This window comes from Kitasatospora sp. NPDC002522, assembly GCF_053595195.1.
Map to the genome: position 1 here is coordinate 46,337 of NZ_JBSFXE010000041.1, position 22,004 is coordinate 68,340.

Here is a 22,004-nt window from a genome sequence, read left to right on the forward strand (position 1 = left end):
AGTCATGGACGCTCGTTCTTCAGCCCCGGTACCCCCGCCCGGGTGCCCGGCCTTCGGCGGCCGGGTGCCGCTGTACGGGCCGGAGTTCGCGGCCGACCCGCAGACGTACTACTCGTACCTGCGGCACTACGGCCCCAGCGCGCCCGTCGAGCTGGCACCCGGGGTCGACGCGACCCTGGTCACCGAGTACTCGGCGGCGCTGCAGCTGCTGCAGGACTCGGCCTCGTTCCGCAAGGACTCCCGCCGCTGGCGGGACTTCGCCGAGGGCCGGATCCCGATGGACAGCCCGGTGGTCCCGCTGCTCGCGTACCGCCAGAACGCCATGTTCAGTGACGGCGCCGAGCACCTGAGGCTGCGTCAGGCGATCACCGACAGCATGGCCCGGGTCGACCCCCGCCGGCTGGCCCGCAGCACCCGGCAGGCCTCCGACTTCCTGATCTCCCAGTTCGGCTACCGCGGCTCGGTGGACCTGGCCGGCGGCTACGCCCGCCAGCTGCCGCTGTTCGTCTTCAACGAACTCTTCGGCTGCACCGCCGACATGGGCGACCGGGTGCACTACGGCATCTCCAACATGTTCGACGGCATCAAGCCGGAGAAGGCCGCCGAGGTGCTGTTCGGCGCGGTCGGCGAACTGGTCGCGCTCAAGCGCGCCCGGCCCGGCGACGACGTCACCTCCTGGCTGATGCAGCACCCCGCCCAGCTCACCGACGACGAGCTGGTGCACCAGGTCGCCCTGCTGCTCAGTGCCGGCGCCGAGCCGCTCAGCAACCTGATCGGCAACTCCCTGCACCGGCTGCTCACCCACGACGCGTACGCCCACCAGGGCGGTCTGATCGACGAGGCGATCGACGACACGCTGTGGGAGAACCCGCCGGTGGCCAACCTCGCACCGCACTACGCGGCCACCGACATGGAGTTCGCCGGCCGGCAGGTGCGCGCGGGCGACCTGCTGATGGTCAGCTTCGCCGCCGCCAACAGCAGCCCGATCCTGGCCGCCGAGCGCCAGGCGAGCAGCCGGGCGCACCTCGCGTGGAGCGCCGGTCCGCACGCCTGCCCGTCCAAGGACCCGGCGCGGCAGATCACCATGAACGCGGTCGAGAACCTCTTCAACCAGCTGCCCGACATCGAGCTGGCGGTGCCGGAGGAGAGCCTGACCTGGCGGCCCGGCGCGTTCAGCCGCGGCCTCACCACGTTGCCCACCCGGTTCACCGCGACCAGGCCGCCCGGTCAGCCCGCCCGTGAGGAACCGACGCGGGCGGAGCCCGCCACCGCGCCCGAGAAGGTGGGGCGTTGGAGCCAGTTCCTCAACTGGTTGACCAAGTGATGTTCACAACAGTTCCCAACTCGCCCTAACCGCATGAATCTTCAACATGACGGGTATTCAGCAGCGCAATTGCCCAGGCGATATGCCGTGTGTTGTTGATGACTCGAGGACAAGGAGGGTGTCATGGACCAGGCCTCCAGGGACGCCGCCGTTCAACACCCCGCCCCGTCGCACCCTCCGATACCCGCCCCTGGGGGCGGGTATCTCCTTTCCACGCCCGTCCCCCGTCCGGTCGGACCGCGCGACGCCGCGCCGCGCCGCAGATCCGGGGGGCCGGCGGTCGGCCGCACCGTCGGCGGCCACACGGTCCGTCAACTGCTGCCCCTGTGCGCCCAGGCGGGCCTGGGCGCCGCGGACTCCGCCGCGTACGCGCGGGCTCTCACCGAGGCGCTGGGCCCGGTCGCCGACCGCCCGCTCGACCTGGCGCCCGGCACGCCGTCGTTCCTGTCGGACGACCACACCCCGGTCGAGTTCTCGCTCTCCTTCGCCGTCGGCGCGGCCCCCACCCTCCGGGTTCTGCTGGAGCCCGCCAGCGGCCTCGGATCACTGGCCGAGTCCGGACGGGCCGGCCTGCTCGCCGTCCGCGCCCTCGCCCAGCGCTGGAACATCTCCACCGGCCCGCTCGACGCCGTCGAGGACCTCTTCTTCCCCGACCGCCCGCACGGCGCGTTCGCACTCTGGCTCGCACTGGAACTGCTGCCCGGCGGCGTCCCCCGGATGAAGGTCTACCTCAACCCCGCCGCCCGCGGCCCCGAGCACCAGGCCGCCACCTTCCGCGAGGCGCTCCACCGGCTCGGCCGCACCAGCGCTCTGGACGCACTGCCAGGCCACGACCGGCTGGTCTTCTTCGCCCTCGACCTCGGCGACTGGGAGCAGCCCCGGGTCAAGTTCTACACCTCCCACCCCGGGTTGGCCCCGTCCGCCGTCGGTGCCCTGAGCACGATGGCCGGCGGCCCGAACCCCGCGGAACTCGAGTCCTTCCTGCGCACCGCCGCCGGCCTCCCGGCGGACCGTCACACCCGGCTGGACCGACGCCCGGTGCTCACCTGCCACGCCTTCACCGGCGCCGCCGACGGCCTGCCCAGCGGCTTCACCCTGTACCTCCCGGTCCGCGACTACGCCCGGCACGACGGCGAGGTGCTCGACCGCACGGTGGTCCTGCTGGACCGCTACGGCATCGACCCGACGCCCCTGCGCGAGGCTCTTCCGGCCGTCACGCCGCGCCCGCTCGAGAGCGGCGTGGGCCTGATCGCCCACCTCGCCCTGGCCCACCAGCAGGGCCACCCGCCCCGGGTGACCACCTACCTCTCCTCGGAGGCCTACCGGGTCCGGCCGCCCGCCGCCTGATCGGGACGCCAGCCCCGACCGTCATCGGGCCGCAGCAGCGGGACGCCGCGTGAAGCCGCACACTCCACGCGCGCCCCGATCCCTCCGCTGCGGCCCGGCCGCCGCAGGTGAGCGCGCGGCCGCTACCCCTCGCGCAGCTCGCGCAGGTACGCGCGGACATCGACCTGGACCGACGAACCCGTCGCGAGGCCGTACCGGGCCTCGATGCCCGACAGGTAGGCGTCGATCTCCTTGTGCATCACGTCGGCGGCCGGCAGCGCCGCCTCGCCCGTCAACAGCCGTGCCACCCAATCGGCCTGAGCCTCCACCAGGCGGGTGATCGACCCCACCGGGCGGATCAGGCCGAGGAACCACAGCCCCGGCTGGTCCGGCGCCACCACCCGCCGGTACAGCCGCACCCGCCCCTGGCCGCCCGCCGGGTGGCCCTCCGGCAGGAACGGGAACCGCCAGCCGAACCCGGTGCAGAACACGATCGCGTCCGCCTCCGCCGAACTCCCGTCGGTGAAACGGACGGTGGAGCCCGCCAGCGCCTCGATCCCGGGCCGCGGCAGCACGGCGCCGTGCCGGATCCGGCTGAGGATCTCGTCCGAGATCGTCACCGCCGACGAGAAGATCCGGTGGTCCGGCTCGGGCAGCCCGTAGTCCGACAGCTTGCCGCGCGCCACCAGCAGCGCCTGCTCCACGAACTCGCGCTGCTCCTCCAGCGACTTGGCGCCGAACCACGGCGCGTCCGCGATCAGGTCGGACGATATGCCGTACAGCTGCTTCGGCACGACGTGCAGGCCCCGGCGGACCGAGAGCACCGTCCGCGCCGCGTGCCGGGACAGGTCCGAGGCGATGTCGACCGCGGACGCCCCCAGCCCCACCACCACGACCCGCTGACCCTCGAAGTCCCGGCCGTCGCGGTAGTCCATCGAGTGCAGGATCCGCCCGGTGAACGACTCCGCCCCGCGCGGCAGCGGGTCCGGCAGCAGCGGCACCGAGTGGTGCCCGGACGCCACCACCACCTGGTCGAACTGCCGCACCGCCTCCGTTCCCCGCGCGTCCCGGGTCACCACCGTCCATACGCCGTAAGCGTCCTGACGGACCGATACCGCCTCGGTGCGCAGCTCGATGTGCGGGAGCAGGCCCGCCCACTCCGCGAACCCGCGCAGGTAGGCCGCCATCTCGTCGTGCCGCGGGTACTGCCCGAGCTCCTCCCCCATCGGCCAGGCCGCGTACCCGGTCAGCTGCTTCGCCGTGTTCAGGTGCAGCGAGCGGTAGCCCGGGCCCGGCTCGCCCGCTCCCGGCAGCCGCCAGAGGCCGCCCACGTCCGCCGCGCGCTCGACGCAGACGAACTCCACCCCCCGTTCCCGGAGCGCGTACGCAGCCGCCAACCCCGACAGCCCCGCACCGATCACACACACGCCCACGGCAGCCTCCGCGCATCCGTCACAGCAAGTCCGTTGTCCCCCAATGATCTTGACTTCCCAGCATATTCCCCACACACACCCATGGACCGGGGAGGGTTACGGGAGCGGGGGGCGGTTGTGGGACCCGGGGAGGGTTACGGGAGCGGGGGACGGTTGCGCGACCCGGGGAGGGCTACGGGACCCGGGAACCTCACTCGCCCGCCGGGACGGCCCCGTCGCGGATCGCGCGGACCAGTCCGGTCACCAGCCGGGCCCGCGGTGCCAGCTCGTCGACCAGTACGTACTCGTGGTCGGCGTGGGCGCCGCCGCCGACCGCGCCGAGGCCGTCGAGCGTCGGTATGCCGAGGGCGGCGGTGAAGTTGCCGTCGCTGCCGCCGCCTACCGTGACGCCCGGCAGGCCCGGGGAGAGCCGGCGCGCGAGCCCGAACAGGCGCTCCGACGCCGCCTGCGGCATCGGGGGCCGGCCGACGGAGCCGTGCACCGTGAGCTCGGCTCCGGCGAGGTGCGGGCGCAGTGCGGCGAAGGCGGACTCGATCCGCTCCTTCTCCTCGGCGGTCTCGACCCGGACGTCGACGGTCACCGTCGCCTCCGCCGGCACGACGTTCTCCGTGGTCCCCGCCGTGGCGATGGTCGGGGTCACCGTCGTCCCGGTCTCCGGCCGGCTGAGCGCCGCGATCGCCAGCACCTGGTGGGCCGCCTCGACCAGCGCGTTCACCCCCGTGGCCGGCTCCAACCCCGCGTGCGCGGCCCGTCCCGTGACGGACACCGTGAAGGTGCCGCAGCCCTTGCGGCCGGTCTTCACCCCGCCGCCGTCGGCCGCGCCCTCGAACACCAGCACCGCACCGCAGGCCAGCGCCCGCTCCTCGATCAGGGCGCGGGAGGTGGCGGAGCCGACCTCCTCGTCGGCGGTCACCAGGATCTCCACCCCGCTCAGGTCGTCCAGCGCCGCCAGGCCGTGCACGGCCAGCACCAGGCCGCCGAGCATGTCGAAGACCCCGGGCCCGGTGGCGCGTCCGGCCGCCACCCGGAAGGGACGCCGGGCGAGCGTGCCGAGCGGGAACACCGTGTCGTGGTGCCCGAGGACCAGCACCCGTGGATCGCCCCCACCCGACCAGTGGACGTGCGGCCCCGCCCCGCCCTGCACCAGCTCGGCCCGCCCGCCGAGCCGGCTCTCGATCACCGACGCCACGGTCTTGGCCGAGGCGCTCAGCGCTTCGAGGTCACGTGACGGGGACTCGACCTCCACCAGCGTCCGCAGGTCCTCCAGCATCGCGTCGATCCGCACCGCGGCGCTCTTGCGCATCCTCATCAACTCCCAGGCGTACGGGGCACGTCGGCGGCCCGGTCGTCGACCCGGTGTCCGGCCGAGCGGAGCGCCGCCAGCCCGTCGGCCAGCCGCAACTCGGGGACCAGTACCAGGTCGGCGCCGTACGTCGAGGCCACGAACACCGGCACTCCCGCAGCCGCCAACGGTGCGATGAGCAGCGACAACACGCCCGGCAGGTCCAGCGCGTGGGCCGAGTCCCCACTGTAGAGCGCCCGCCACCGCTCGACGGAGCCGTCACCCGCCCGCCCGTCCACCTCCCGCACCACGGTCAGCCCCTCGGGAGCCCGTACCAGGGAGATCCGGGCCGATTCCAGCGCCGCCGATTCGTCGACGGCCCGCTCGACACAAAAGCTTCCAGGAAGAATGCGCAGCACCTGCGCGGTCGCGGTAACCACCCGCCGATCGTAGGACCGGCCGAACCGGATCGGTCCCGAACCATGCAAAAACCCCAGGCCATTGACCTGGGGTTTTCCTTATGGAGCGGGCGACGAGAATCGAACTCGCGCTCTAAGCTTGGGAATCCCTTGCCTCAGAATCGGCATTTCCGCAGGTCGCGGGCCACGCGGGCCCCGACCCGAGGGCCTTTGGATCATGAAATCCTTGGCTGCCGCTGACCGCGGCGTACCGCCCTTACAGGTGCAGTAGTCGTGCACGACGCTTCACGGACGTTTCGATTCGTCGACCCAAGGGTCGCCGCGCAGGACCCCTGCGGGATCCAGCGGTCCGCCTGGACAGGCCGCGCCGGCCAGGCGGTCGGCAAGCCTGCGCCCGTGAGCACAGGCTGCACCCACTCGCGCGACGGCCGAACGGCGCGCTCCCACGATGACCGAGTGGCAAACATGTCATGGACATGACTTAATAATAGAAGAGCACTTTCTGCAGCCAGGGGCCCCCAGCGTCCGAACACCCCGCGCCACGACCGGTCGAGCTGCCCTATCGGCACCCCGGGCGATCCGCCGACCTCGGCCCTTTCTGGGTCCGGTGACTGCCGTCCGAGATGGCCTGCCATGCCTCGCAAAATGAAGACCCGCCGCCGGTTCGGCAACGTCCGCCAGTATCGGTCCGGTCGCTGGAGCGCGACCTACACCGACCGCAACGGCCGCACCCAGCGGTCCCCGGAACCCTTCGACACCGAACTCGACGCCATGACCTGGCTCGCCCTCGTCCAGGCGGACCTCGCACACGGCAGCCGCACACCGAGCGCCTCCCCGCTCAAGGGCGTCCTGTTCAAGGACTACGCCAAGGACTGGATGGACAACCGCCCCCTGATGCCCACCACCCGCGGCCTCTACCAGCGCCTGCTGAAGGCCCACATCCTGCCTGCCTTCGGCACCACGCCCGTCACCCGCATCACCTTCGCCAAGGTCCGGGACTGGAACACCGAACAACGCGGCACCCGCGGACCCACCGTCGCCGCCAAGGCCTACCGACTGCTCAAAGCGATCATGGCGACCGCCGTCGACGACGAGACCATCACCCGCAACCCCTGCCGCATCCGCGGCGCCGGCAGCGAGCACCCGGCGGAACGCCGCATCGCCACCGTCGCACAGGTCTTCGCACTCGCCGAGAAGGTCAACAGCCGGTGGCGGCTGCTCGTTCTGCTCGGCGCGTTCGCCACCCTCCGCCCCGGAGAACTCGCAGCCCTGCGACGCGAGGACATCGACCTCCACCGACGCCGGATCATGATCACCTCCGCATCACCGGAGCTCGGTAACGGCAGACGCGCCACCGGCCGCCCCAAGTCCACAGCCGGCACCCGCACCGTCCACCTCCCCGCGTTCCTCGACGAACCGCTGCGCACACACCTGGACTTCTACGCCGAACCCGGCCCACTCGGACTCGTCTTCCTCGGCGAACGGGGAGCCCCCTACAGGCGCTCCACCTTCGTCCGCACATTCCGCAAGGCCCGCGCCAACGTCCCCGGCATGCCGGCGAACTTCACGTTCTACGACCTGCGACACACCGGCAACACCCTCCTCTCCCAGGAGAACACCAGCCTCAAAGACCTCATGGTCCGCATGGGCCACAGCACCGCACGCGCCGCCCTCATCTACCAACACTCCGACGACGACCGCCAAGCCGAACTCGCCGCCAAACTCGACCACCGCGTACGCACCGACCTCACAGACACAGAGCAGCCAAGGCCCAGATGACGCAAGGAAGATCATCTTGTATGGCCTGCGTGAGCGCCGCCAGCGACGGGGTCCATCGGTGGCGGCGACACAGCCAAAGCCCGAGCGAGACGTTCCCGACGGGTACTCCGCGCCGGGTAGAGATCGTGGGCGGTTCCATGCCCCGCTACCTGTCGCAGGTCAGGCCCGGTGGCGGCGGATATCACAGGGGCCGTTGGCGAGACTGTCGGAGGTCTGTAGCCTGTGCGGGCTGTCCATTCTGATCACCCGCATAGAGCTTGGACTCAAACGGTCGTCGCAACACCGGCTTTCTGGAGAGATAGTAGGTGCTCGTTGAGGGCCTCGGCGGGTGTCTTCCATCCGAGGGTCTTGCGGGGTCTGCTGTTGAGGGTGGCGGCGACGGCCTGGAGCTCGTCGGTGTCCCAGCGGGACAGGTCCGTGCCCTTGGGAAAGTACTGCCGTAGCAGGCCGTTCGTGTTCTCGTTCGTGCCGCGCTGCCAGGGACTGTGCGGGTCGGCGAAGTAGATCTGCAGCCCGGCGTCGATGCTCAGTTGGGCGTGCTGGGCCAGTTCCGTGCCGCGGTCCCAGGTCAGCGACCTGCGTAGTTGTCCGGGCAGTGTGGTGATCGTGGCGGTGATCGCGTCCTTGACGGCCTCGGCGCCGCGGCCGGCCAGCGCGGGCCCGTTCTTGGTCCGTGGCTCGGAACCGAAGCCTTCCATCGGCGGCAGGTGCAGCAGCATCGTGAACCGTGTGGTGCGCTCGACCAGGGTGCCGATCGCGGACCGGCCGGTGCCGATGATGAGGTCGCCTTCCCAGTGGCCCGGGACCGCCCGGTCCTCGGCCTCCGCGGGCCGCTCGCTGATCAGCACGTCGGCGGTGACGTGCCCGCGGATGCTCTGCCTGGTGCGTTCTCGCGGGACGCGCAGGGACCGCCCGGTGCGCAGGCAGGCGACCAGTTCGCGCTTGAGCGCTCCGCGTCCTTGCACGTAGAGGGCCTGGTAGATCGCTTCCGGGGAGATCCGCATGGACTCATCCTCGGGGAAGTCCACCCTGAGCCGCCGCGATATCTGCTCCGGGCTCCACGCCGTTGCCCACCTGCGGTCCTGCCGCCGCGGCTTGTTCCTGCCCTTCCAGTCCGGCACCTGCGGTCCCTCCACGATCCGGCCGTCCGCGGCGTGGACGACGTCGCCGGCCAGCCGGTCCTGCACGTAGGCGTGCAGGCGCTGGTTGGTCACCAGCTTCGCCGTCTTCGGCCGCTGTGCGCGCCGCTCGGCGTGCCACTGCGCGAGCGTGGCCCGGTAGTCCAGATGGTAGGTGCGGGTCGAGGCGTTGCGGCGAAGCTCCCGCGAGATGGTCGAGGGCGAACGCCCCAGGCACCGTGCGATCGCACGCACGCCGAGGTCCCGAGCCCGCAACAGGGCAATCTCCTCCCGCTCGGCGAACGACAGGTAGCGGCCCGAAGTGCTCGGGGCGAGACGGGGATTCACCCCGCCAGCATGGCGAAACCACCGCGACCCCACGGCTGGCGAGACCCTGATCGTGGCCGCGGCGTCCACGGAGCTCAGCCCCCGAGCGATCGCCTGCCAGAACTGGACCCTGTCCTCACGCCACGCGACGCTCGGCCGACCCGGCGAGGGCATCTGCCCGCGATACTCCCGAGCCGCCCGCTGCCGATTCCCCACTCCCATGCGCAAACCTCCAGCTCACAGAGGTGTTGCGACGACCAGTTGAATCCACCGAGGAACTGAGGTGCCGGTGTCCCGCCGCCGTCTCGTTGCGGCAACTGCCGTATTCGCAGCCACTGTTGCCCTGATACCGAGCCTGGCCCACGCGGCAGGCCCTGCAACTGGAACGACCCGTTCCCTCCCTGCGAGCGCCATGCCCGTGGCCGAGGCTGGTGGCGAGGGCTTCACGACCGCCATCAGCCCGGCGAGCAAGTCGATCCGGGTCCGGGAGCCGAGCCAGACGACCGTTGCCGCGTCGAGCCTCACAGCCACCTCGGGCAAGATCATCTACGTCGCCACCAACAGCCGCCCGTGCACCACTGCGGCAGGGACGGGCACGGAGGCTGATCCATTCTGCTTGCTCCAGAGCGCAGTGGATGTGGCACAACCCGGCGACACCGTCGACGTAGTCGGCATGATCCCCATCGCCGCCTCTGTGACCGTCAAGACATCGGGGATCTCGATCGTCGGCATCGGTAACCAGGCGTGGATTGAGGGCGGCGGCCCGCATGCCGCCCTGACTCTGGACCACGTCAGCAATGTGACGGTCAGCAACCTGATGATCACTACCTATGGTGTGCCGGCCGTCGCGGTCGTCGGCTCCACCGGGGTCTCAGTGGACTCGTCCTACCTGACGATGAACCCGAACTTCAGGGGGGCCACGACGCTCACCGTCGACGGGGCGTCCAGCGACGTGACGGTGAGCAGGACGTACATCGACGAGGGCTACTGGTCCGCGGGTGCCCGAGGGGTCACGATCGCGTCCGGCGCGAGCAACGTCACCCTCGCCAGCGACGTGATGGCGACAGCGGGGATCACCGCCACCGGGGTCACGGGCCTCAACATCACGAACAACACGATCCAGCGCGGCTGTGATTCGGCCATCGACATCGACGGCGCGTCATCCGCGGTGGCCATCGAGAACAACCTGCTCGAGGACGCGAATCCCGGCACGGACTACGCCCTGGGCGGGTACCAGTCCGCCTGCACCGCGGCCGGCCAGTCCTGGGCGCCCGATGTCGTCGTGTCCGCCGCCTCGGCCGCCGGCACCACGGCTGACTACAACGACTTCTACATCTACGGCTCCGACGCCACCCCGCCCTATAGCTGGGCCGAGACGGTCTACCCGACACTCACCGCGTTCCGGTCCGGCACTGCCCAGGGCATCCATGACACGATCGACCCGATCCCGCCGACCGACATGTTCTTCCGGCTGAACGAGTCCAACAACATCGACGCCTGGCCCCACCCCGGATCGGCCGCGCTCAACTCCGCCAACCCGAACGCGCCGGGCAAACTGGCCACAGACTTCTTCGGCCACAGCCCCTACGTCGCTCGCGGCGCCATCGAGTTCGTCAACACCAACCCCACCCTCGCGGTCGCACTCGCGGCCAAGAACACCAGCGTGTTCGGGTTCTCGCTGACCAGCACGATCGCAAGCGCGGTCGAGCCGCTCACCGTCAGCGTCGCCTGGGGCGACGGAACCACCACCGGCAGCAGCCTCTACGGCGACGGCACCGTGAACTCGACCCACTCGTACGCAAAGCTGGGCACGTACACGATCACGGTCACCGTCACGGACAACCTCGGCATCGCGGTGAGCAACTCCGTCCAGGTGTCGACGCAGGGTTCGCAATACTCGGCGTACGGCCCGCGGCGCCTGCTCGACACCCGCGACGGCACCGGCGGACCGCAGGCGCAGGTGCAACCGGGCCACTCGGCCCGGGTGAAGGTCGTCGGCAACGGCGGCATCCCGTCCGGGCTGACGGCCGCCGTCCTCAACGTCACCGTCACCAACACCGCCAGCGGCGGTTTCATCACCGCGTACGGCGAAGGCGATGCCAGGCCCACCACGTCGAACGTCAACTTCACCAACGGCCAGACGGTGCCGAACCTGGTCATCGTCCCGGTCGGCGCCGACGGCTACATCGACCTGTACAACGGCGGGTGGGCCCCGGTCGACCTGATCGCCGACATCACCGGCTACTTCACGAAGGCGGCGGCGAGCGGCTACTCGACCATCGCCCCGGCCCGCCTCCTCGACACGCGAGACGGCACCGGCGCTGCGCGCAGCCAGGTCGCCGCAGGCAGCTCCATCCCGGTGCGGATCGCCGGCAACGCCGGCGGACTTCTGCCCTCGTCCGGCATCACCGCGGTCGCACTGAACGTCACTGTCACCAACCCCCGCAGCGACGGCCACCTGACCGTTTACCCGAGCGGCCAGCAGGCCCCCAACGCGTCGAACGTGAACTACACACAGGGCCAGACGATCGCCAACGCGGTCATCGTGCCGGTCGGAGCCGACGGCAGCATCCGCGTCCTCAACGGCGGTTGGGCGCAGACCGACGTCATCGTGGACGTCGTGGGCTACTACAGCACGGCCGCCAAGGGCGCGTACGTGCCCATCGCCCCGACCCGGTTCACGGACACGCGCGCTCTGCCCTGGTCGCCCGCCCCGGTGACCGCCCGTATCAACCACTTCCTGGTTCTCGGCCCTGGCATGGACGCCACCGCCTTCGTCCTCAACGCCACCGTCACCAACACCACGGACGCCGGACACCTCACCGTGTCACCGGACCCCAACTCGCTGCGCGACGAGCAGAGGTTCCCGGTCACCGCACCCAACACCTCCACGCTCAATTGGCAGGCGGGCGCCACCGTGCCCAACCTGGTCCAGGCGGCTGCCGGGCACACCGACGGCATCGTCGACTTCTGGAACGAGAGCGACGGGAACATCGACCTGATCGTCGACGAATTCGGGTACTACCAGAACTCCTGATCGGCCAGCACACAGGCCCGAAGGGCCCGGAGCGGCGATCCCTGCGCCCTTCTGGGACTCTCGCTTCCGGCAGGTCCCAAACCGGCCTCAGAACCAGGGCACGAACACCCGGTCAGATGAGGTGGCGGCTCGTCACCTCACTACGACGATGGGAGGGGTCCGGAGCCTGTCGGCCCCGGACCCCTCCTTCGGTCTTCTCCCACGTGGCTCTGTCAGGAGCTGGCGTAGAGTGCGGCGACCTGTTCGGTGCTGAGTGCGTAGGGGTAGGTGCGTGCGTCGGCGATGTTGCCCGCTGTCATGTTGTCGAGGTGGCCGTCGGGGTAGCGGTTGGCTCCGATGGTGAGGTTCCCGGTAGACGCCCACGTTGTCGAGACTGGAGCGGAGCCTGCGTAGGTTCCGTTGACGTACAGCGTCATGATCTTGCTTGTCGCGTCGTAGGTCCCGACGAGGTGAGTCCACTTGCCGGTTTCGGCGGCGGATTTCGCCGTGGCGACGTAATAGCTCGCGGCCGGGTCGTCAGCGGTCGTGGCGATCATGGCCCAGGTGCCGAACGTCTTGCTGTACTGCAGGTAGAAGGGGCTGCGCTGCTGGTCCGTCTCGGAGAGCACAGTGTAGAAGTCGTTGCGATTGTTGATCTTCACCCAGGCGCTCACGGTGTAGCTTCCGGTGGTGCCGGGGGTGGCGATGTTCGGGCTGAGCGCTCCGACGCCGGTGAGGCCGTCGGTGCTGGCAAGGCCGGCGGATCCGGCCAGGTGCGAGGTGGGCGCGTCGGGGCTCCAGGTGACAGTGCCGACTGTGTTGGCTTGGATGCCCTGGCTGCCGGCTGCGTCTTTGCCCATGACGTTCGGGTCGAGCAGCCACTCGCGGTCCCGGGGGCTGAGCGTGGTGACAGGGGTCTTGGTGGTCTTGTCCGTTGTCACGCCGACCCAGGTGGTGATCCGGCTGGTCGAGCCGACGAAGCCCCAGAGGTCGGGGATGTCGTCGCCGTTGAGGTCGCCGACTGCTCCGATCTGCGGGAACGCCGCCGGGGTGAGCCCCGACATGATGCGCTTGGCGGGACTCTGGGTGAGGCCGGTGACGGTGGTGTAGCTGACGCCGTCCGTCGTGCCGGTTCCGAAGGTCAGGGCGTACTGGTAGATGTCGCCTGCGGTCACCGCGGGCGTGGTGGTGGTGTTGCGGGCCCGTACCCAGAGCGCGGGCCTGCCGTCGGCGAGGGCGTTGCCGGGCACCATCAGGTCGTAGTTGCCCCAGGTGCCGTCGCTGGTGAGCTTTCTCGGCGTACCGAAGTAGGTGGACTTGCCAGAACTGTTGTTCTTGGTGATGCCGAGGTTGGGGTAGTACCAGAGGTTGCCCTGCTCGACGGCGAGGACGCCGGTGCGCTTGCTGGGATCGGTGGGCTTGAGGGTGGCGTCGTCGGAGCCGACCGGGGTGATCTGGCTGACGGTGGCCCAGGAGTCGATACTGCCGTAGTACGCGCAGTTCGAGTCGGCGCTCACCGGGCAGTCGGGCCGGTAGAGCTTCGTGGCAACGACGTCGAACCTCCCGTTGTCCTGATGGTTGTTCCGGTAGTACAAGAGGTCGCTGCCGCCGCCGGTGCCGTCCGGCGCGGTGGGGTCTTTGTGGACGAACAGGGCGTCGACGTTGTCGCCGCCGTCGATCGTGCCGCGGTGGCTGGTGCGCACGTCCTTCCAGGCGGTGCCGGCCGGCGCCTGGCCGAGTGTGGCCGCGGACGACGGTGCCGCGAAGTTGACGCCCTGGCCGTAGTCGAGGAGCCGGCCGTCGTCGCCGGCGGCGAGGATGTCCGGGTAGCCGTCGCCGGAGACATCACCGTAGGCCAGCGGTGTCGGAGACCACGCGACGGAGAAGCTGTACGGGGTGACCTGGGTCTTGTTGCCGGCGTTGTCCTCGACCTGGATGTAGACGGTGTTGGTGCCCCAGTGGGTGGGAGTCACGGACAGCCCAGTCACGGGCAGTTGCGCGGGCAGGCTGCCGAAGTACATGTGCTGGACGTAGGGGTCGCACATGCACGGGTTGGAGCTCCAGTGCACGGCGGCCACACCTGACGACTCGGTGCCCCCGGCAGGCTTGGCGTCGGCGGCGTTGAAGGGGATCTCACCGGTCTGGCCGACGTGCTTCGTGCTCATCTGGCCGTTGCCCGCGGGCGGGAACTGCGTGGAGAGGTCGGTGATGGCCGGGCCGTCCGGCGCGCCGGGAAGCGACAGGGTCGGCTGCGTGAGGTCGACGCGGAAGTGGCAGACCGGGGTGGGGTTGCCGCGCAGGAGGCCGTCGTCGCCCTTGGTGATCCAGCTGTAGTAGTGGCCGTCCTCAAGAAAGTCAGAGGGCAAGGCGTAGCTTGCCGGGTTGCCTGTGGAGACGAAGCCGCTCCAACCCTCGTTGGTCTTGGTGGACGAGGCTGGGTCCCAGATGCTCACCCACTCGGTCAACTGGCCCTGGTTCGGAGAGGAGACCGTCGACCGGAGCTGGAGGTCCTTGGTGGTGATCCAGCCGTAGGAGCTGACCGGCACCTCAGCGCACGACTCGATGTCCGGGACGTTCGGCACGCCGGTGCGCGGGGTGCCCGGGGCGGTGCGCTGGTTCTGCGGCACGTCCGGGTACTTGTCGAACTCGATGCCCATGGTGGCGCCGGTGGTGAGCCGCTTGAACGCGTTGACGTCACTCTCGTCGGCGGTGGCGATCTGGAAGCTGATGTCATGGCCGGCGTTGGCGCCGACGACGCCGGTCACGTCGTAGTTGAACGGGATGTTCCCCGCGCACCCCGACTGGCCGGTGCCGCCGATCTGCCGACTGCCGAGGAACTCACGTCTGGTCGGCTGGTTGCCCCAGACGGTGCCATCAGCCAACCGGTCGGTGCGATAGGCGGTGACGTCGTACGTGGTGGTGCAGGACCAGTTCGCCGAGTAGCGCTGTTCCAGGTTCAGCTGGGCGTAGTGGACGACGGCGCCGCCGAGGTTGCCGAGGTCGAAACGGTAGTAGGTGTGGTACGTGGATGCGGGGCTACAGGAGCCGCCGGCGGCGTAGAACCCGCACCTGCCGATGCCGGGATAGTCCGTGCTGCTGCTGCCGGTACGGTTGTCGTTGTTCAGGCCGGGGATCCCGGATTGGACCCAGTTGTAGAGGTTGGTGCTGGCCGAGGTGGGCGTCCAGGCGGGGTCGATGTACCAGGGGCCGGTGCCGTTGGCGAGCAGGTCCTGATCGGGCGTCAGCGTGATGCCACCCGTATCCGCGGTAACCGGCATCTGGGCCACCCGTGCTCCCTGGCCGGGGCCGTCGGTCGAACTCCCGGTGAGGGGCGCGTCGGTGGTGCCGGCGCTGTCCGCGGGGGCCGCCATCGCGCGCGCGGTGAGCGTTGCGGAGGAGGCCGGCGCCTGCCGGCTGCTGTCCCACATCATGGGTGCGGGTGCGTGCCAGAGGGCCTTGCCGTTGGGGGACTTGGCGGTCAGGTTGTTCCCGGGATCGGCCGAGACCGTCACGTTGGCGGTCTCGGTGCCGAAGCGCAGTGCCTTCAGCGCCGGGTTCGCGGCGGCCGCTGCGGACTTGAGGACGAGAACGGTGGTGAAGCCGCCGAACTGGGTGGCTGTCACCTTCAGGTCAGTGTCCTGGTCGATGGTGTACGTCAGCGACGCGCCGCTCACCTGCGGCGCGGACAGCGGGAACGGCGACGTCAGCGACAACTGCTCACCGCCGGGGCCCATCAGGGTGGCTAGACGGGTGTCGCCGCCCTTCGACAGGCGCAGCCCGCTGGGGGCGGCCTTGGGCGAGTAGCTGCCGTCCGGGTTCGCCACCAGGGTCGCGTCCAGGTCCGCCCAGGCGCCGTCCTTGCGCATCCGCTGTTGCTCCAGTTGGAGCGACTGGTACAGGTGCCCCTGCGGGGTGGCGACGGTGTTGCTGAACTCGGTGGTCAGGCCGGGAATGGGCACGTTGGTGCCGGTCGACTTCGCTGAGGCCAGGGCCCGTTCAGTCTCCGATGATGCCTGGATCGAGTCCAGATGCGCCTGGTCGCGTGCTGCGATCTGATTGACCGTCAGTGCCGTTGAATCGGCGTGTGCTTGTGGAATTGACATGGGTATTGCGCATGTCCAGAGTGCCACTAGGGTGGCGAGTGCTGTTCGGCCGCCGAGGCGGCGGCCAGGACGCAGAGCCATAGGTGATCTCCAGCGGGAGGCTTCCCGTCCCCAGTCGGGCACAGGACTGAGGAATGATCAGGCATGCGCCGGGCCAGGCAAAGTGATTTACCGTCTGCTATGGCCGTTTCGTGAAGGTGCGGGCGATTGGTGATCGGCGTGAGATGGATCACGCGGTCGTTCCGTCCGGTATCTTCCCCGCGAATTCCCATGACGCCGTAAAGTCCTCCCGCTCATCGGTGGTGCACGACTCGGATGCGCCATCGCCTTATGGCCTGCAGGAGGGGACAAACGGTGTCGCAATATGCGAACCGCGAAATCTCGGTTCGAAGGGGAAGGCGACGACGCGGCGGCACACGGCTGCCGATCGTCGCGGCGAGTACGTTGGCGGTCGTCGCCTCGCTGCTGGGGCCCGTGAGCCTGGCGGTGGCGGCCGACGACTCGGACAAGATCTGGGAGCCGCCGAACTCCCCGGTCGTCCGGACGGCGTCGATTCCGGTCAAGGCGGCAGGAGCTCACGGCGCGGACGCCAAGGCGCGGCCGGCCGCTGCCAAGCCAGTCGAGCGCCAGCAGGTCAAGGAAGCGTCCGCGACCGTCGACCTCGCGAAGGCGGTATCGACCGGTCGCGCTCAGGCCGCAGGTCTTCCGGTGTGGCTCGCCACCGCCAGCGCGGCCGCGCCGCACTCCGGCACGGCTTCGGGCTCGGTCACGGTCACCCAGCTCTCCTCAAAGACCGCCGCCGCGGCCGGAGTCGACGGCCTGCTGGTGAAACTGGAGCCCAAGGACATCAAGGGCAGCGGGAAGGTCCAGATCGCACTGGACGTGTCGGCACTCGACGCCGCCAGCGCGGGCGCGTTCTCGCAGCGCGGGCGGCTCGTCCTCATTCCGTCCTGCGCGCTGACCACTCCCGGCGTGCAGGCATGCCAGACCAGGACTCCGATCGCCACGCACTACGACACCGGCCACAAGCAGGTCGTCGCCGACATCGACCTGCCCACCGGCACTCCGTCAGCGTCGGCATCCCCGTTTGCGCCCGCGAGCGCGTCGGCGACCGCGGGCCCGCTGCTGCTGGCACAGGACACCACCGCGTCCGGCGGAGGCGGCGACTACAAGGCGTCCGGCTTGAACCCGTCGGCCGGATGGAGCGCCGGTGGCTCCAGCGGCGCGATGACCTACTCGTACGCCATCCAGAGCCCGCCCGCCCTCGGCGGCCAGGCTCCCTCGGTCAGCCTCAACTACGACTCCTCGTCCGTGGACGGCAAGACGTCGGCCACCAACTCCCAGGCCTCGTGGATCGGTGACGGCTGGGACTACAGTCCCGGCTTCATCGAGCGCACCTACAAGTCCTGTGACAAGTCCGGGATCGCCGACTCCGGCGACCTGTGCTGGGCGGGCCAGAACGCGACCTTGTCGCTCGGCGGCCACTCCGGCCAACTCGTCCGCGACGACACCAGCGGCGTGTGGCATCTGAAGGACGACGACGGCACGAAGATCGAGTTCCGGACCGGCGCAAGCAACGGGACCGACAACAACGAGTACGTCAAGGTCACCGACACCTCCGGCACGTCGTACTACTTCGGCGCCAACCACCTGCCCGCCGCCGACGGCACCAGCGTCACCGGCACCGGCCCGGCCACCAACTCGGTCGCCACCCTCCCGGTGTACGCAACCACCGTCGGCAACCCCTGCCCCGGCGGCCAGCCGTCGTGCAAGCTCGCGCAGCGCTGGGGCCTGGACTACATCGTCGACGCCCACGGAAACCTGGTCACCGTCACCTGGGCACCCGAGACCAACAACTACTCCCAGGGCGGGGGCCAGAACAACGGGAACGGGACGCCGACCAGCTATGTGCGGGCAAATCTGCCCCTTCGGATCGCCTACGGCCAGCTGCTGAGCGAGCAGCTCGCGAGCAGTGGCACCCTCGAGCCCGCCGCGCGGATCGATTTCAGGACCGCAGAGCGCTGCACCGACACCACCTTCGACTGCTCCGCGGCCAACCGGACCGTCGCGAACAAGCTGAAGTGGCCCGACGTCCCGGTCGACCAGGAATGCAAGGACGGATCGGCCTGCACCAACTACAGCCCGACGTTCTTCACCACCCGCCGACTGATCGAGATCGACACCGCGGTCAGGGTCAACAACGTCTGGAAGGACGTCGACTCCTACGCTCTGACGCAGAGTTCCCCGCCGACAGGTGATCCGGGCGGCGAGGTACCGCTGTGGCTCGACCAGATCCAGCGCACCGGCAACGCCTCCACCGCCTCCTCTGCCTCCGTCAAGCTCCCCCCGGTCTCCTTCGTATCCCAGATGCTCAGCAACCGGGTCGACGGAGTCGCGTCCTCGGCCAACGGCGCGACCTTCCTCGACAACCACCGCCCCCGCATCATCGAGATCCACACCGAAACCGGCAGCACCCTTCACGTCGACTACGAACTCCCTGGCTGCTCCCGGCTCCAGAACGTCATGCCGCGCGCCGAGGACGACAACGACATGGCGTGCTTCCCGGCGCGGTGGACGGCCCCGCCAGGCTCACTCGCCGGATCCGACCCGATCCTCGACTGGTTCAACCACTACCGGGTCAAGACGATCAACACCACCGAGTTCACCGGCACCAACAACAAGGACACGGTCACCGCCTACACCTACGGCAAGGCGGCCTGGCACCGCGACGACAGCGAGTACACTGACCCCAAGTCCCGCACCTGGGGCGACTTCCGCGGCTTCGCCACCGTCACCGCCATCACCGGCTCTGCCAACGACGGCCCGCAGACCAAGACCCGGACCACCTACCTGCAGGGCATGGACGGGGACAAGACCCTGACCGGCACCCGCACCGTCAAGGTGCCGGATGCGCTCGACGAGTCCGTGACCGATGACAACTGGCTCGCCGGCAAGGTCCTCCAGACCGAGACGTTCGACAAGGCCGCTGACACAACGGCCGCGACCGTCACCGTCAACCGACTGACGCAGCCGACAAATCCCACCGCCACGCACACCAAGACCGGCAGCACCACGCTCGACGTGCCGCTGATCGCCCGCTACGCGGGCACGATCAGCACCAGCACCACCAAGACGAAGAAAGCCGACGGCACCGACCAGGTCACCAGCACCACGACCACCACGGACCCGGACCACAACAACCGCGTCAAAACCGTGCTGAGCAAGGCCACCGGCCTGCCCGACCTGTGCACCGTCACCGACTACGCCACCGGGCCGGACCTGCAGCGCACGGACCTGGTCGCCCAGACCGTGGTAATCAGCGGCACGAACGCCTGCACCGCAACCCCGGCGCCGGGCAACACGGTCAACGGCATGCGCGTGCTCTACGACGGCAAGGACTACAAGCTGGCCGATGCCACCGCGAACCCGACCGGCAATCAGGCCCTCGGTTCCTTCGACGGATCCGGGAACCAGGTCTACCTCACGACCAGCACCACCACCTACGACACCTACGGCCGCGTCGCCACCGCCACCGACCCAAACAGCAGCGACAACCAGCATCCCAAGGGCACGGCCACCACCAAGACCACCTACACGCCGGCCACAGGTGAACTGCCCTCCAGCGTCACATCGGTCGCGCCGGCACCCGGAAGCACCGGCACCTGGACCAGCGTCACTACCCTGGACCCGCGCCGAAACCTGCCAACGGCCGTCACCGACGCCAACAGCAAGACCGTCAACGAGGCATACGACGCGCTCGGGCGTCTGACCGCGGTCTGGTTGCCAGGGCGTGCGACGACCGCCTCGGCCAACTACACGTACACGTACACGAGCGACCCCGACCGCAAGGCCCCGGCCTACGTCACCAGCAGCAACCTGACCAGCGACGGAACGCCACCCACCTACCACCGCTCCATCGCGATCATGGACGGCCTCGGCCGCGTTCGCCAGACCCAGGAGAACGCGGTGGGCACCGGCACCTACACCGGCCGCCTGATCTCCGACACCTTCTACGACTCCCACGGCCGCGCCTACAAGACCAACGCGCCCTGGTACAACTCCACGGCGCCCTCCGGCACCCTCGTCAACCCGGACACGGCCCCCAACCAGTCCGCAGACGACGTCATCCCATCGCAGACCGTGCTGACCTTCGACGGCCGCGGCCGGACCACCACCTCGACATTCAGGTCGATGGGCGCCGACCAGTGGTCGACCACCACGGCGTACGTGGGCGCGGACCGCGCCGACGTCACCCCGCCGCAGGGCGCCTGGCCTACGACCACCCTCACGGACGCCCGCGGCCAGGCCAAGGAGCTGTGGCAGTACCGCACGGCCGCGCCGACCGGGCAGGCCGCCGACGCGACGGTCACCAAGTACACCTACACGGTCGACGGTAAGCCGCTGACCCGCAGGGACGCGGCTGGTAACACCTGGTCGTACGAGTACGACCAGCGCGGACGCCAGACCAAGGCCACCGACCCCGACACCGGAGTCACCACCCAGACCTGGGACGACGCCGGACGCCTCACCTCCAGCACCGACGCACGCAACACCACGCTGTACCACGCCTACGACCTGATCGGCCGCAAGACCGGCACCTTCCAGGGCGGCACTGGCAGCGCCAACCAGCTCGCCGCATGGTCGTTCGACACCGTCGCCAAGGGCAAGCCGGCCTCCTCCACCCGCTACACCAGCGGCGCCACAGGCCCGGCCTACACCACCGCCGTCACCGGCTACGACGACGGCTACCGCCCCACCGGCACCACGGTCACCATCCCCGGCGCCGAAGTCGGCCAGGGCACCACGCCGTTCGTCTACGCCACCTCCAGCACCTACGACCAGGTCACCGGAAACGTCCAGAACACCAATCTGCCAGCCGTCGGAGACCTGCCTAGGGAAGACCTCGGATACAGCTACGGCATCGACGGAATCCTCCAGAGCTACAGCGGCCTCTTGTACGGCGGCCAGACCAACACCAGCGTGGTCTACGACCGGCAGACCCAGGTCGACGCGTTCGGGCGCCCGACTTTCACCGTCGTCAACCCGTACGGCACTCAGGTCTTCGCCAGCACCGTCTACGACCAGTCGACCGGCCAGGTCCGCAGCCAGAGAGTCGACCGGCAGACCCAGCAGAACGGGCAGACCCAGCTCACCGACTACACCTACAACCCGGCCGGCCAGATCACCTCGATCACCGACACCCCGGACAACACCCCATCGCTGACTGACCGTCAGTGCTTCACCTACGACACTCTCGGCCGGCTGACCACCGCCTGGACCGACAAGGGCGGCATCACCACCGCGTCGGGCACCGGCTACAAGGTGCTCTCGCAGGGCTCCTGCACCAACGCCACGCCCACCGCAGGCGCGGTCTCCCCGGTCACCAACACGGTGGGCGGCGGGAACCCGTACTGGCAGGACTACACCTACGACGTCACGGGCAACCGCACCAGCCGCACCGACCACGCGATCAACACCACCGCGCCCGCCGTGCTGAACCCGTCGCAGGTCACCCAGATCGCCGCAGCCAGCGACGCCACCCAGAGCTGGGGCATCGCCCTCGCGGACGGCAAGATCTGGACGTCCCGTCAGAACGCCGACGGCACCTGGGGCCTGTACACGCAACTCGTCCCGAGAACCGGCGCGCCGCTCGACACCGTCACCTCCGTGTCCGCGGCTGTCAGCAACGGCCAGCTGCAGGTCATGGCGATCTCCGGCGGCAAGGTCTGGCACAGCCTCCGGGCCGCAGACGGCACCTGGCAGGACTGGCGGGACATCGCCCCCGTCGTCGGCTCCCTCGCATCACCGAGCCAGCTCGCCCTGACCGCGACCACCTCCGGCCTGGAGGTCCTCGCGTTCTCCGGCGGCAAGCTCTGG

At 69.6% G+C, this 22,004-nt stretch carries 10 protein-coding genes; 5 read left to right on the forward strand and 5 right to left on the reverse strand.

What is annotated here, in order from left to right:
- Window positions 1–4 precede the first annotated feature (4 nt).
- Complete coding sequence (locus tag ACWD4U_RS28215) at window positions 5–1,324, forward strand: cytochrome P450 (protein ID WP_363458728.1); 1,320 nt, start codon at window positions 5–7, stop codon at window positions 1,322–1,324.
- Window positions 1,325–1,447: 123 nt separating this feature from the next.
- The gene (locus ACWD4U_RS28220) at window positions 1,448–2,671 is read left to right on the forward strand and encodes a tryptophan dimethylallyltransferase family protein (RefSeq protein ID WP_363458727.1); all 1,224 of its coding nucleotides are present in this window, start codon (window positions 1,448–1,450) and stop codon (window positions 2,669–2,671) included.
- Between the two features lie 122 nt (window positions 2,672–2,793).
- Here the strand turns inward: ACWD4U_RS28220 and ACWD4U_RS28225 are convergent, their stop codons facing one another.
- The 3 genes from ACWD4U_RS28225 to ACWD4U_RS28235 form a co-directional block, all read right to left on the reverse strand.
- Window positions 2,794–4,083, reverse strand: coding sequence for a flavin-containing monooxygenase (locus tag ACWD4U_RS28225; RefSeq protein ID WP_363458726.1), 1,290 nt, complete (start codon window positions 4,081–4,083; stop codon window positions 2,794–2,796).
- Window positions 4,084–4,273: 190 nt separating this feature from the next.
- Window positions 4,274–5,392, reverse strand: coding sequence for a M20 family metallopeptidase (locus tag ACWD4U_RS28230; protein WP_363458724.1), 1,119 nt, complete (start codon window positions 5,390–5,392; stop codon window positions 4,274–4,276).
- Window positions 5,392–5,805, reverse strand: coding sequence for an ACT domain-containing protein (locus tag ACWD4U_RS28235; protein ID WP_363458722.1), 414 nt, complete (start codon window positions 5,803–5,805; stop codon window positions 5,392–5,394). The genes ACWD4U_RS28230 and ACWD4U_RS28235 overlap by 1 nt, the downstream gene beginning before the upstream one ends.
- Before the next feature lie 612 nt (window positions 5,806–6,417).
- On the opposite strand from ACWD4U_RS28235, the gene ACWD4U_RS28240 reads away from it, so the two are divergent.
- Window positions 6,418–7,563: a tyrosine-type recombinase/integrase gene (locus ACWD4U_RS28240; protein WP_363458720.1), complete on the forward strand. Its 1,146-nt coding sequence runs from the start codon at window positions 6,418–6,420 to the stop codon at window positions 7,561–7,563.
- Window positions 7,564–7,826: 263 nt separating this feature from the next.
- Here the strand turns inward: ACWD4U_RS28240 and ACWD4U_RS28245 are convergent, their stop codons facing one another.
- Window positions 7,827–9,230 (reverse strand): IS30 family transposase, encoded by a 1,404-nt coding sequence (locus tag ACWD4U_RS28245; protein ID WP_363458718.1) that lies wholly within the window; start codon window positions 9,228–9,230, stop codon window positions 7,827–7,829.
- A 61-nt stretch (window positions 9,231–9,291) separates the two neighbouring features.
- On the opposite strand from ACWD4U_RS28245, the gene ACWD4U_RS28250 reads away from it, so the two are divergent.
- Entirely contained in the window at window positions 9,292–12,045 is a 2,754-nt protein-coding gene (locus ACWD4U_RS28250; RefSeq protein ID WP_363458716.1) for a PKD domain-containing protein, read from the forward strand.
- 212 nt (window positions 12,046–12,257) lie between these two features.
- Here the strand turns inward: ACWD4U_RS28250 and ACWD4U_RS28255 are convergent, their stop codons facing one another.
- Window positions 12,258–15,983: a LamG-like jellyroll fold domain-containing protein gene (locus ACWD4U_RS28255; protein WP_363458714.1), complete on the reverse strand. Its 3,726-nt coding sequence runs from the start codon at window positions 15,981–15,983 to the stop codon at window positions 12,258–12,260.
- A gap of 588 nt (window positions 15,984–16,571) precedes the next feature.
- Between ACWD4U_RS28255 and ACWD4U_RS28260 the strand changes: the two genes are divergently transcribed.
- A partial coding sequence (locus ACWD4U_RS28260) for a hypothetical protein (protein WP_363458713.1) occupies window positions 16,572–22,004 on the forward strand: 5,433 nt, incomplete at its 3' end.

Bases quoted from the DNA above. Each gene is read 5' to 3' on its own strand.
- ACWD4U_RS28215 (WP_363458728.1), top strand. From the start codon at position 5: ATGGACGCTCGTTCTTCAGCCCCGGTACCCCCGCCCGGGTGCCCGGCC.
- ACWD4U_RS28230 (WP_363458724.1), bottom strand. From the start codon at position 5,392: ATGAGGATGCGCAAGAGCGCCGCGGTGCGGATCGACGCGATGCTGGAG.
- ACWD4U_RS28220 (WP_363458727.1), top strand. From the start codon at position 1,448: ATGGACCAGGCCTCCAGGGACGCCGCCGTTCAACACCCCGCCCCGTCG.
- ACWD4U_RS28245 (WP_363458718.1), bottom strand. From the start codon at position 9,230: ATGGGAGTGGGGAATCGGCAGCGGGCGGCTCGGGAGTATCGCGGGCAG.
- ACWD4U_RS28240 (WP_363458720.1), top strand. From the start codon at position 6,418: ATGCCTCGCAAAATGAAGACCCGCCGCCGGTTCGGCAACGTCCGCCAG.